A 12,763-nucleotide genomic window follows, 5' to 3' on the forward strand; every position below is an offset into this window, starting at 1 on the left:
GCGCCGCACTGTTCGGGCGGAGCCTGGCCGGGCGGATGTTCCTCATCGAGCTGCTGATCGTGCTGCTGCTCGTCGTCGCGGGCGTGGTGGCCATGGTGCTCCAGGCGCGCTCCAGTACGACGAGCGACGCCCGCAGGATCACCCGCGGCGTGGCCCAGTCCTTCGCGACCGCTCCGGGTGTGGTCCAGGCGCTGGAGTCGCCCCACCCGACGGCGGTGCTGCAGCCGCAGGCGGAGCGGGTGCAGCAGGCGGCCGGGGTGGACTCGGTGGTGGTCTTCAACACCTCGTTCGTCCAGCTCACCTCGCCCTACCCCGACTATGTCGGCCGTCCCTACCAGCCCACGCCGTTCGTGCTCCATGACGTGCTGCCCAAGCTGCTCGCCGGGCAGACGGTCACCTTCGAGGACAACCAGCCGGGCTTCGACTCGATCGCGACCGCCGTGCCGGTGTTCGACGCCGCCCATCGACCGCTCGGCGCGGTCGCCGTCAACATCACGGTCGGACGGGTCAACGCCCTCGCGGACACCCAACTGCCGGTCCTGCTCGGCGGAGCGGCCATCGCTGTGCTGCTGGCTGCCGCGGGCACGGCGTTCGCCTCCCGGCGGCTGCAGCGGCAGACGCGTGGCCTCGGTCCCACCGAGCTGGCCCGGATGTACGAGCACCATGAAGCTGTCCTGCACGCCGTGCGCGAGGGCGTGCTGATCATCGGCGGCGACGGACGGCTGACGCTCGCCAACGACGAGGCCCGCCGCCTCCTCGACCTGCCGCCGGACGCCGAGCAGCAGCCTGTGGCGGCGCTGGGTCTGGACCCGGCGACGACGACGCTGCTCACCTCCCCGGACGAGGTGACGGACGGCATTCACCGTGCCGCCGACCGGCTGCTCGCGGTGAACAAGCGCCCGACCGCCCCGTACGGCGGCCTCCCCGGCAGTGTGGTCACGCTCCGGGACACCACCGAGCTGCACGACCTCACCAGCCGGATCGAGGCTGCCGGACGCCGCCGCCGACTCCTCTACGAGGCGGGCATGCGGATCGGCCGGACTCTGGACATGACCCGGACCTGCGAGGAACTCGCGGACGTCGCGCTGGGCGGCTTCGCGGACGCCGTCTCCGTCGACCTCGTCGACGCCGTCACCCGCGGCGAGGAGCCACCCCGGACCGCCGGACTGCTGCGCCGCACCGTCCTGCGCGGCGGCGACCAGGAGCCCGACACTCCGGTCGGCACCACCGTCACCCTCACCCCGGACAGCCCGCAGGCCCTCGCCCTGGCCGGTGAGTGTGCCGTCCCGGACGCCGACCACGGGACGCTCATCGTCCCGCTGCGGATGCGCGGGGGAGTGCTCGGCTTGGTCGAGTTCCGCCGGGCCCCCGGGAGCCCGGCGTTCGACGCGGACGACCTGCCGCTCGCCGAGGACCTGGCCGCCCGCGCCGCTGTCTCCGTCGACAACGCCCGCCGCTACACCCGCGAACACGGGACCGCCGTCGCCCTGCAACGCAGCCTGCTCCCGCGCAGCGTGCCCGAGCGCACCGGGCTGGAGCTGGCCCACCGCTACCTTCCGGCGAGCGCCGGTGTCGGCGGGGACTGGTTCGACGTCATCCCGCTGCCCGGCTTCCGTACGGCGCTGGTGGTCGGCGACGTGGTCGGGCACGGCATCAACGCCGCCGTCGCGATGGGGCGTCTGCGCACCGCGACCCGCACCTTCGCCGCCCTGGACCTGCCGCCCGACGAGGTGCTGGGCCGGCTGGACGAGCTGGTCACGCAGCTGGACGAGGAGGCCGGGCAGTCCGAGCAGTCCCCCGCGGACGGGGTCCCCGCCGACGTCACCGTGACCGGATCGACCTGCTTGTACGCGGTCTACGACCCGGTGTCGGGCGTCTGCACTCTCTCCAGCGCGGGGCATCTCGGCCCCGCCGTGGTGCGTCCCGACGGCACCGTGGTCTTCCCGGAGGTCGCGGTCGCCCCACCGCTCGGCGTCGGCGGCCACCCGTTCGGGACCAGCGAGATCGGGCTCGACGCGGGCTCGCGGCTGCTGCTCTTCAGCGACGGCCTGGTGGAGGCTCGGGGCGAGGACATCGACGAGGGTCTGCGCCGTCTCCGCGTCGCACTGGAGAACCACGGCCGCGCGCTCAGCCCCGAGGAGATCTGCGCCGTCGCGGTCCGCGCGGCACCCGCGCCGCAGCCGACCGACGACGTGGTCCTGCTCGTCGCCGGAACAGCGCTGCTGCCGCCCGAGCAGGTGGCGGAGTGGGAGGTCCCCGGCGACCCGGCTGCCGTGGCGCCGGTGCGCAACGCGTGCGTCAAGCAGCTGGTGGAGTGGGGACTCGAGGAGATCTCCTTCAGCGCCGAACTGATCCTCAGCGAGCTGATCACCAACGCCATCCGGTACGGCGTGGCGCCGGTCCGCGTCCGGCTGCTCCGCGACACGGGACTGGTCTGCGAGGTCTCCGACGGCAGCAGCACCGCCCCGCACCTGCGCTGGGCGGCGACGACGGACGAGGGCGGTCGCGGCATCTTCCTCGTCGCCCAGCTCGCCCACCGCTGGGGCACCCGCTACACCGCGAGCGGCAAGGTGATCTGGTCCGAGCAGCCGCTCACCGGAGGACTCCAGGGGGAGGGTGTGTTCGCTGACTTCGACGACATTTAGGCCCGGCAGGGGAAGTGGTGCTCACACACCGGCGCGGGCGCGTCCACGCGGGCGGAACGGTGACGGCGCGTTAGGGTGGCTGCGTCCCGACCACCCCGGGTTCGCGGAGGCCAGGCACGAAAACCATCTCGCGGGAGCGTGTCCTGCGGACTTTGACCTTCTGGCTGCGTCCGGCGTTCGCTTTGCGCGTCGTCAGCCGATTCCAGCGCTTGGTGGGCTTCGACCGCTCCATGGCGCTCGCGTCGAGTGCCCTGACCGCCGGGATCCCGCTGGCTCTGCTGGTGGCGTCCGTGGTGGTGCAGCTCGGCCAGGAGGACCTGGCCACCCGGCTGATCAACCGCTACGGCCTGACCGGTGGTGGGGCGGAGGCGGTCAGGTCTCTTTTCTCCTTCGCGGAAGGACCCGGGGTCAGTCTCGGAGTCGGTGGGACGGTGTTCCTGATCATCTCGTCCCTGAGTCTCGCGCGAGCGGCCCAACGGTTGTTCGAGCAGACCTGGGAACTGCCGCCGCTGAGCGTGCGCAACACTCTGAACGGGCTGCGTTGGCTCGCGGGCCTCGTCGCGTACGCGGCAGTCGGAGGATGGCTGTACGCCACGCTTGGGGAAGCGCGGTTCGGTCTCCTGGCAGCCGCGTGTGAGGTGCCGCTGACCGCCGTGTTTCTCGTGTGGGGAGGCTGGACCCTCTGCGCCCGACGACAGGCCTGGCGGGACCTGGTGCCGTTCGGCGTTGTCGGAGCGGTCGCGAGCAGTGCTTACTCCGTCGTGGCGGCGGTGTATCTGCCACATCTCTTCAGTTCCTATGCCACCCGCTTCGGGCCGGTGGGTGCCGTCTTCGCAATGATCGCGGCGTTGTTCGGCGTCATGGTCGTGCTCGTGGCCTCGTCGGCGCTGGGCCGGGAGGTCCATGACGAACTCGGCCGGATCGCCCGCGGCAACCGCCCGCCGGACGACGAGGTGCGGCAGGAGTGGGCGGCTGTGGTGGCGCAGGCGCAGGAGCGCTGGGTGACGGCACGCGAGGAACTGGCCCGCCGCAGGAGCCGGCGTAACGGGCGCGGTCGTTGACCGGGGTGGTTGGTGGGGCTGGAGAAGCAGCCGAACGAGGCCGTCCGGGTCCGCGACTGGAAGCGCGGACCCGGACGCGGTCGTTCCGTCAGTGCGCCCCGCGCGTCAGCTGTGCTTCCAGACGTCGGAGAAGCTGCCACCGGAGATCGCGCCGGGCTGGGCGCGGACCGTGCTGCCACTGCTGTTGACCATGACGATCTCGGTCGGAGAGGTGCTGCCGAGCGACTTTCCGCCGGCCGTCGCGCCGGTGAAGTTGACGGTGCCGAAGTTCGCCAGGCTGGCTATCGAGCCGTTGACCTCCGGGGCCTCGGCGATGACCTCGGCCGAGCTGTCCTGGTAGCCGGAACTTCCGGCATGCGTGGTGGACTTGGACCAGCCCTTGGTGCTGTCGGTCAGCGTCATGGTGAAGGTGCCGTTGCCGTTGTCGGTCACCGACGCGGACATCGAGTCGCCGCCCGCGACGGTGACGCCCGAGTACGCGCTCTCCGAGGCGGGCAGCACCTCCCACCACGCGCCGTACGTGGCGTGGCCGCCGATGCAGTCCGCCTCGGTGCCGGTCTGCTCCAGCGCCGAGTTGCTGTAGCCGTCGAGGCCGACCCAGAAGGACGAGTAGGTCGTGGCCGAGCCGCAGCTGACGGAGGGCTGGACCCAGGAGGTGGAGACGGACTTGTACGCGCCCGACGAGCCGGTGGCGGCGTAGCCGGACCAGTTGGTGGACTCCACGCTCGCGTTGGTGACGGCGCCCGTCCGCTGGTGCAGACCGTGCAGGGAGTGGCTCTCGTGCGACGCCTGGGCCTGGGTGATCTGGGCGGGCGACGCCGTGGGGGTGGCCGCGATGGCCGGGGTGGCCAGCGCGGCGGCGCTGACGCCGACGGCGATGGCCAGCAAGGGTGCGGTTCGCCGAACGGTCCTCATGGATTCTCCTATGGGGGTGAGGAGTTGGGGTCGGCCGCCGCGAAGTGGGGGTGATCTCCGGCGGTTGACACAGCCTCACCTTGTGTACATGCACCGGACAAGAGGGCTCCGCCCGTTCAGTTTCAAGGGAATTGCCGAAGAGATCGGCAAGGAGACCGGCGAGCAGCCTGCCGAGGAGGACTGCCGCAGGGCGGGATGAGCCCAGGGCGGGCAGCCGCCAGGGAACTCACAGGTTGTTAGATGCAATCGTGGGTAATGATCAGCCAGACACGGGGGCGGGGTCGGCAGAAGGAGGGCGTGACTATGACGCAGGTGCCTGCGCAGAGCGTTCCCTTCGACCAGGCGCTGCGTCACGCCATCGCGGAACGCGGCCTCACGCTCGAACGCATCGCGGACCGGCTGGACGCGCGCGGGATGCGGCTGTCCGTCGCGACGCTGAGCCTCTGGCAGACGGGTCGCTGCCGTCCTGAACGGCCCAAGTCACTCCAGGCGCTGAGCGTGATCGAGGAGGTGCTCCAGGTCCAGCCCGGCGCCCTGTTCGCCCTGCTCGGGCCCCCGCGTCCGCGCGGCCGGTGGGCCGTCAAGGGCGCGCAGCAGAGCGCAGAGCAGGGCGCGGGTCAGGTGGCCGTTCCCAGGGCGGCGGGGGGCGGCGGTGTCGGTGTCGTGGGTGATGTTCCGCTGACCGACGCGTGGTCGCCCGGCGAGCAGGGCCGGGGGCTGTGGGAGCGGTTGGACACCCGCTGGGATCTCAGTCTGACCCGGCTGAGCTGCCACAGCCGCCTGACCGTCGACGCGGACCGCTGCGTTAGCTCGTTGTGGAGCAGACGCGTGGTCCGCGCCGAGGCCGACGGCGTGGACCGCTGGATCACCGTGCTCCAGGCGCACGAGATCGGCCGCGGTCCTGAACTGGAAGTCCCGGCACCGCTGCGGCTGGGCGCCGTCGAACACCTGCCGGACCAAGGCCTGTTGGCGGCGGAACTGCTCTTCGACCGTGCGCTCGCCAGAGGCGAGACAGCGATAGTCGAGTACACCGTCCACCGGGCGTCCGCCGGGCGGCCGGTCCATCACTTCGACGCCCGCCTCAACCGGGCCTCGCGCGAACACCTGCTGGAGGTCCGCTTCGACCGCGCGGCCCGGCCCGGCGCCTGCCGCATGTTCCGCAGTGGGGCGTTGGACGCCGTCCCACGCGAGCGGTCGCTCCGGCTGAACAGCGCCGGGACCGTCCACGCGGTGGCCCTCGGCGCGGGACCCGGCCGGTTCGGGATCCGCTGGGACTGGGACGGGAACTGACGGGACGTCATACGACAGCAGCGACTGCGGTGACTGCGGCGACTGCGACGAAGATCAGGTTGACGGAACCGCGCCTTGCTCGAACGCGCCTGCGTGGTCGGCCACCCACTCGGCAAAGGATCGCGCCGGCACCCCGAGGACGTCGGAGACGGCTGAGGTGATGAACGCGGGCCTGCCAGTCGTTGCGCCCCATGCGGTGAGCAGCATGTCGACGACCGCGCGCGGGGCCTTGCCCTCTGTCTCGCTGCGGAACTCGTCCGGTGACAGCTCCTCGAACCTGACCGGGCGTCCCAGGATCTTGCCGATGATGTCCACCTGCGCCGCCTGGCTCAGTGACTCGGGCCCCGTGAGGACGTAGTCAGCGCCGGCATGTCCGTCCTGGTAGAGCGTCCGCGCCGCGACGGCTGCGACGTCACGGTCGTCGACGGGTGCGGTCTCGGCCGCACCGTAGGGCCATCGGACGACCTCGCCGGCGCGGATGGCGGGTGCCCACCAGGCCAACGAGTTCGATGCGAACATCCCCGGTCGGATGATCGTCGACTCGAGTCCGGTGGCCGCGATCAGTCGCTCGATCTCGGCGTGGAGCACCGCCATGGGATTCGGCTGCTGGAAGAAGGGGTGCGGCGTCCGGTGCGGCGAGGAGAGGAAGACGACGCGCCGCGTGTGGGCCGCCAGGCGCTCGACAACTGCCGCAGCCGTCGTCGGAGGCGCGGTCCAGAGCAGGAAGACGGCGCTGGTGCCCTGCAATGCCTGGTCAAGAGACGCGGGCACGGTGAGGTCGCCGGTGACGACTTCGACGTCGGCCGGCAGCGTCGCCGCGCCTTCGGCACGACGCGTGAGGGCGCGCACCGGCACGCCCGCGCTGACGAGTTGGTCGATGACGCCGCGCCCGATCCGGCCGGTGGCGCCGGTGACGAGCACCGGTGGCATGTGGGTGGTGTCTGTCCGATTCACTCCCGCAGCAAAGCGTTACTCGGTTAAAAAAGCAACCTGGTTACACAATGTTATGCTGTCCGGGTGATCGAGTCGACGGGGCTGCGCGCCCGCAAGAAGGCGCGGACTCGTGACGCCATCGCCGATGCGGCGATCTCACTGTTCCTTGCACACGGATTCGACCAGGTCTCGGTCAGCGACATCGCTGCGGTGGCTGAGGTCTCCAAGCCGACGCTCTTCCGGTACTTCCCGACCAAGGAGGACCTGGTACTGCACCGATTCGCAGACCACAACGGTGAGGCCGCACGCGTCGTGCGCGACCGCGAGCCCGGCGTCTCGCCCGTGGCGGCCCTGCACCGGCACTTTCGGGCCGGCCTCGATCTCTACGATCCCGTCACCGGCCTCAGCGACCATCCCGCGGTGGTGGAGTTCCATCGCCTGGTGTTCACCACGCCGAGCCTGGCGGGACGGCTCACGCAGTACATGCTCGAGGACGAGCAGGCGCTGGCAGAAGCCCTCGATCCAGGCCCGGACATCCAGGCGCGACTGACGGCGGCCCAGGTACTCGCGGTCCAACGGGTGCTCGCCCGTGCCAACTGGCAGAAGATCGCCGACGGGGGAACCGCGCGCGACGTTCACCCCGAGGCTGTCATCGACGCCGACCAGGCGTTCGCCCACCTGCGAACGTGAGCGGTCGTAAGTCCCCCTGTGCGGTGGGGAGATCGGGCAGCAGGTCTGACCTGACGCCTCCTGACCGGCGCCTCGGCCATGGCTAGCGTCCCCGTGTGAGTATTTGGACTTCCTTGGATCCGGCGTCCACCACCGTGGACCCCGGCGGCACCGCCACGGTGCGACTGCGGGTGCGCAACACCGGCGATGTCGTCGACGAGTACCGCTTCGTGCCGGTCGGCGACGTCGCCGCGTACGCGACCGTCGAGCCCGCCACGCTCAGGCTCTATCCGGGGACCACGGGAAGCGTGGAGATCCGCTTCGCCCCGCCCCGCAGTCCGGATGCGACGGCCGGTCCGAACCCGTACGGCATCCAGGTCGTCCCGACCGAGCACCCGGAGGCGACCACCGTCCCCGAGGGCAACCTCAGCATCACGCCGTTCGCCGAACTGCGGGCCGAGTTGGTGCCGCCGACGGTCCGGGGGCGGTTTCGGGGCCGGCCGGTGCTCGCGCTCGACAACCTGGGCAACACCAGGCTCACCGCGTCCGTGTCCGGCCTCGACGAGGGCGACCAGCTCGCGTTCGAGTTCCACCCGGCAACGGTGCAGATCGAGCCCGGCCGGGCGGCCTTCGTCAAGGCGGCCGTTCGGCCCCGGCGCATCACCTGGCTCGGCCGGAAGCAGAACCGGTCCTACCGGATCGCCGCGCGCGAGGGCGCCCGGACGAAGAGCCCTGGGACAGGAAATCCGGGCAGATCTTGGTGCCGTATCAGGAAGATTCGCCCAGTCGGCTGCTGACGGGCGGTGACCGCGTCCGGTTCGATCCAGCGGGCCGCGGTGGGAGAGAGCAGCTGTAGGGCCGCCGTCGCCCGCGTCCGGCGGTGCCGGGGCGGGCGGCGACGGCCCGGGTCGATCCGTCACACGTTCACACGCTCACAACGCCCATGCGCGAGCGGGTGATCACTCGTCGGCGGTGAACACCGGGTAGTAGCCGTCGGCCTGGCCGGCGGAGGTGGGGTGGTAGGACTCGTAGACCGGCAGCGTGGTGCTGTGGATCCACTGGTCGTCGGTGCAGATCTCGTGCCCGCTGAAGGCGTTCCGCACGTCGCCGAAGGTGAAGTTCGGGTACTTGGCGACCTCGTTGGCGATCACGCCGTCGAGGTCGTCGGCGGCGCCGTTGATGGCGCTGCGGCTGGTGTCGCTGATGCCGAAGAGGCAGTCGCCGGGGACCGCGTAGAGGTGGGGGTAACCGAGCACGACCACGTGGGCGTTGGGCGCGTCGGCGCTGATCGCGGAGTAGAGCGTGTCCAGCCGCGAGGCGAGCTGGGTGTTGACGGTGTTCTCCGCGGTGCTGACGGCCGAGAGGCACGAGCTGGTGCCGTCCAGCACGCAGGTCTCCATCGTCGAGGTGAAGCCCGCGTCGTCGCCGCCGACGGTGAGGCTGACCTCGGTGGTGCTGCTGTTCAGCCCGGAGAGCTGGTTGTTGAGCACATCCTGGCTGGTCGCCCCGGAGCAGGCCGCGAAGTCGAAGCTGGACGGGGAGTTGGCCTGCTGCCACAGCTCGGGGTAGGACAGCGTGCTCTGGTAGCAGGAGCCGCTGGAGGAGATGTAGCTGCCGCTGCCCACGCCCGAGGCGTAGGAGTCGCCGAGTGCGACGTAGCCGCCGCTGGTGGCCTGGGCGGTCGGCGCGCCGGCCAGCGCGCAGGCCACGAGGGTGCCGACGGCGAGGGTGCTCGCCAGGAGTCGTCTGGACGCGTGGATGTGCATGGTGCCTCCACTTGTGGTGGTGGTGCACGACATTGGGGGGTGGGGCCTGGGTGACGCGCGTCGCGGACTTGTGTACCAGCCGGTAACCCGCCGTGAATAGTGTCCATGCCAACCTTCTGACAGCCATTCTGAAGAGTCCTGAAAAACCTTGCAGAGCGTCAAGATCCCTTTGTTTCAAGGGACATTCGAGGGGCAAGGGTGTCGAGGCAAACACCGACCGGCCGTCAGATCACCACTGACGGCCGGTCGAGGGGAAAGAAGGAGAGGTCGGGCGAGTTTCAGGAGAGCTCGCGCTTGAGGATCTTTCCAGTGGCGGTCATCGGCAGTGACTCGACGATCTCCACGATGCGGGGGTACTTGTGACCGGCCATCTGCTCCCGGCCCCAGGCGACCAGTCCCTCCGGCAAGGCCTCGGCCCCCGGCTTGAGGATCACGAACGCCTTGACCTCCTCGCCATGGCTCGCATGCGGCACACCGATAACCGCGGCCAGGCTGATCGCGGGGTGCGTCATCAGCACCTCCTCGATCTCGCGGGGGTACACGTTGAAGCCGCCGCGGATGATCATGTCCTTGGAGCGGTCGACGACGTAGTAGAAGCCGTCCGCGTCCCGGCGCGCCAGGTCGCCGGTGCGGAACCAACCGTCCCTGATCACCTCGGCGGTGGCCTCGGGCCGGTTGTAGTAGCCCTTCATGATGTTGTGGCCCTTGACGGCGATCTCGCCGATCTCACCGACCTCGGTCACCTCGGACCAGTCGTCGTTGATCAGCTTCACCGCGACGCCCCAGATCGGCACGCCGATCGAGCCGGGACGCGGCTCCTGGTTCGGGTCGCTGAAGGTGGCCACCGGGCTGGTCTCGGAGAGGCCGTAGCCCTCCAGCACCTGGACGTGCAGCCGCTCCCGGACCTGGTGGATGATCTCGACGGGCAGGCTGGAACCGCCGGAGGCGCCGACCCGGAGGTTGCGCGCGATCCGGTCGACGTCGACGTCGTCGGTGAGCGCGCCGAGCAGGCCCCACCACATGGTCGGGACACCGGCGAAGAAGGTGATCTCCTCGGTGTTCATCAACTGCACCACCTGCTGCGCGTTGAACCGCGGCACCAGGTGGAGCGTGGCCGCCATGGCGAACCCGGCGTGCATCTGCACGGTCGCGCCGTAGGTGTGGAACAGCGGCAGGCAGAGCACGTGGCTGTCGGTGGCCGGCCTGGTGTCGAACATCCGGTTGCAGGCGAACACGTTCATCATCGTGTTGGCATGGGACAGTTCGGCGCCCTTGGCCTGGCCGGTGGTGCCCGAGGTGTAGAGGATTACCGCGGTGTCGGTCGCCTCGGTGACGACCGGGTCGAAGACCGGACTCCGGCCCGCGAGCGCCGACGCGAACGTCTCCGCGCCCATGGTCACCGCGCCCTCCACTGGGCTCGGCGCGGCGGCTTCGGCGGCGTCGGCGGTGATCAGGAAGAAGTGCTCGACCTCCTTGACCTCGTTGAACGCCGCCCAACCGGCCGCGCCCATCGGCAGTTCCGGCGTGCCCTCGAAGCAGAAGTACGCCTTCACGTCGGCGTCCCGCAGGTGGTAGGCGATCTCGCGCGGCTTGAGCAGCACGTTGAGCGGGACCACGACCGCGCCCGCCTTGAGGACGCCGTAGTAGACGACCGGGAACTGCGGCAGGTTCGGACAGCTCAGCGCCACCTTGTCGCCGGGCCGGATCCCGCGTTCCACCAGCAGGTTGGCGACCTGGTTCGCGGCGGCGTCGACCTGGGCGTAGGTGAGGCGCGTCGGGCCCAGGACCAGCGCGTCACGGTTCGGGTAGGTGCGGGCGGAGTCCTCGAGCAGGATCGACAGGTTCAGCATGGTGCCTTCCGGGAGGTCGGGAGCCGGGCCGTCGGGTGTGAACGCATGTCAGATGAGATCACAGGTCAGGCGCGGAAGCTGCTGCTCGGTCGATCCCGCTCGGGGCGGGTGCCGGGGTCGGATCGACGTCGGGTCAGATCGGCGTCGCGTCGGATTGGCGTCGGGTCAGGCCACCGGGACGCCGGTGCCCGCGATCGCCTCGGGGCGGAGCAGCGCGGCGAGCTGCTCGGCCGGGAGCAGGCCGCGCTCCAGGACGAGCTCGGCCACGCCACGGCCGCTGGCAAGCGCCTCCTTGGCGATCTCGGTGGCGGCGACGTAGCCGATGTGCGGGTTGAGGGCGGTGACCAGGCCGATGGAGTTCTCGACGGTCGCGCGCAGCGCCTCGGTGTTGGCGGTGATCCCGGTGACGCAGCGGTCGGCCAAGGTGAGGCAGGCGGCGCGCAGGTGGGTGACGGACTCCGACAGCGAGTGCAGGATGATCGGCTCGAAGGCGTTGAGCTGGAGCTGACCGCCCTCGGCGGCCATGGTGATGGTGACGTCGTTCCCGATCACCTCGAAGGCGACCTGGTTGACCACCTCGGGGATGACCGGGTTGACCTTGCCCGGCATGATGCTCGAACCGGCCTGCACCGGCGGCAGGTTGATCTCGCCGAGGCCCGCGCGCGGGCCGGAGGACAGCAGACGCAGGTCGTTGCAGCTCTTGGAGAGCTTGACGGCGATGCGCTTGAGTACGCCGGACATCTGGACGAACGCGCCGCAGTCCTGGGTGGCCTCGACCAGGTTGGCGGCGGTGACCAGGGGCAGCCCGGTCACGTCGGCGAGATGGCGGCGGGCGGCCTCGGCGTATCCGGCCGGGGCGTTGAGGCCGGTGCCGATCGCGGTCGCGCCGAGGTTGATCTCGTGGATCAGCTGGACGGCCTCGGCCAGTCGACTGCGGTCCTCGTCGAGCATGACCGCGAAGGTCGAGAACTCCTGACCGAGCGTCATCGGCACGGCGTCCTGGAGCTGGGTGCGACCCATCTTCAGCACGTCGCGGAACTCGACGGCCTTGCCGGCGAAGGCGTCCTGGAGGTGGGCCATCGCCTCCAGCAGGCCGCGCACCGCGAAGACGGTCGCGATCCGGACGGCGGTGGGGTAGACGTCGTTGGTGGACTGGCTGAGGTTGACGTCCTCGTTGGGGTGCAGGTGCTGGTACTCGCCCTTGGCGTGACCCAGCAGCTCCAGCGCGCGGTTGGCCACGACCTCGTTGGCGTTCATGTTGGTCGAGGTGCCTGCGCCGCCCTGGATGACGTCCACGACGAACTGGTCGTGCAGCGCGCCGGTGCGGATCTCGCGGCAGGCGGCGACGATCGCGGCAGCCTTGGCGGGCGCCAGCAGCCCGAGCTCCTCGTTGGCGAGCGCGGCTGCCTCCTTGACCGCGGCCAGGGCGTCGATCAGGTGGGGGTAGGCCGAAATGGGCGTGCCGGTGATCGGGAAGTTCTCCGTGGCGCGCAGGGTGTGGACGCCCCAGTAGGCGTCGGCGCAGATGTCACGGTCTCCGAGGAGGTCGTGCTCGCTGCGGGTTGCGGCGGTCATGGCGGTCACTGCGGTCATGGCGGGTGCGGGTCTTCTTCCTCGGAGTGGACGGTGACGAG

At 70.4% G+C, this 12,763-nt stretch carries 9 protein-coding genes and 1 pseudogene; 5 read left to right on the forward strand and 5 right to left on the reverse strand.

From position 1 onward, the window contains the following. Window positions 1-35 precede the first annotated feature (35 nt). On the forward strand, window positions 36-2,645 hold the full coding sequence (locus tag ABH928_RS05675) for a SpoIIE family protein phosphatase (protein WP_370062664.1): 2,610 nt from the start codon (window positions 36-38) through the stop codon (window positions 2,643-2,645). Window positions 2,646-2,797: 152 nt separating this feature from the next. Next, window positions 2,798-3,706 carry a hypothetical protein gene (locus ABH928_RS05680; RefSeq protein ID WP_370062666.1) on the forward strand — a complete coding sequence of 303 codons (909 nt, stop codon included), beginning with the start codon at window positions 2,798-2,800 and terminating at the stop codon, window positions 3,704-3,706. Window positions 3,707-3,811: 105 nt separating this feature from the next. Here ABH928_RS05680 and ABH928_RS05685 read toward each other — a convergent pair whose 3' ends face one another. After that, window positions 3,812-4,621 carry a G1 family glutamic endopeptidase gene (locus ABH928_RS05685; protein ID WP_370062668.1) on the reverse strand — a complete coding sequence of 270 codons (810 nt, stop codon included), beginning with the start codon at window positions 4,619-4,621 and terminating at the stop codon, window positions 3,812-3,814. Between the two features lie 303 nt (window positions 4,622-4,924). Between ABH928_RS05685 and ABH928_RS05690 the strand changes: the two genes are divergently transcribed. Continuing rightward, window positions 4,925-5,911, forward strand: a complete 987-nt coding sequence (locus ABH928_RS05690) for a helix-turn-helix domain-containing protein (protein WP_370062670.1) — start codon at window positions 4,925-4,927, stop codon at window positions 5,909-5,911. A gap of 54 nt (window positions 5,912-5,965) precedes the next feature. On the opposite strand, the gene ABH928_RS05695 is transcribed toward ABH928_RS05690, so the two are convergent. Continuing rightward, a complete protein-coding gene (locus tag ABH928_RS05695; protein ID WP_370062672.1) occupies window positions 5,966-6,865 on the reverse strand; it encodes an NAD(P)H-binding protein in 900 nt (299 codons plus the stop codon). 63 nt (window positions 6,866-6,928) lie between these two features. Here ABH928_RS05695 and ABH928_RS05700 point away from each other — a divergent pair, with 63 nt between their 5' ends. Next, entirely contained in the window at window positions 6,929-7,534 is a 606-nt protein-coding gene (locus tag ABH928_RS05700; RefSeq protein ID WP_370062674.1) for a TetR/AcrR family transcriptional regulator, read from the forward strand. Window positions 7,535-7,629: 95 nt separating this feature from the next. Further along, window positions 7,630-8,238: pseudogene (locus ABH928_RS05705) on the forward strand (hypothetical protein); the annotation flags it as partial. Window positions 8,239-8,472: 234 nt separating this feature from the next. Here the strand turns inward: ABH928_RS05705 and ABH928_RS05710 are convergent. From ABH928_RS05710 to aspA, 3 genes are all read right to left on the reverse strand, one after another. Beyond that, window positions 8,473-9,279, reverse strand: a complete 807-nt coding sequence (locus tag ABH928_RS05710) for an SGNH/GDSL hydrolase family protein (protein ID WP_370062676.1) — start codon at window positions 9,277-9,279, stop codon at window positions 8,473-8,475. A 278-nt stretch (window positions 9,280-9,557) separates the two neighbouring features. Beyond that, complete coding sequence (locus ABH928_RS05715; protein ID WP_370062678.1) at window positions 9,558-11,129, reverse strand: long-chain fatty acid--CoA ligase; 1,572 nt, start codon at window positions 11,127-11,129, stop codon at window positions 9,558-9,560. A 165-nt stretch (window positions 11,130-11,294) separates the two neighbouring features. Further along, the gene (gene aspA, locus ABH928_RS05720) at window positions 11,295-12,704 is read right to left on the reverse strand and encodes an aspartate ammonia-lyase (protein ID WP_370062989.1); all 1,410 of its coding nucleotides are present in this window, start codon (window positions 12,702-12,704) and stop codon (window positions 11,295-11,297) included. Window positions 12,705-12,763: the final 59 nt, after the last annotated feature.

The organism is Streptacidiphilus sp. MAP5-3 (genome assembly GCF_041262505.1).
Taxonomy (GTDB): Bacteria; Actinomycetota; Actinomycetes; order Streptomycetales; family Streptomycetaceae; genus Streptacidiphilus.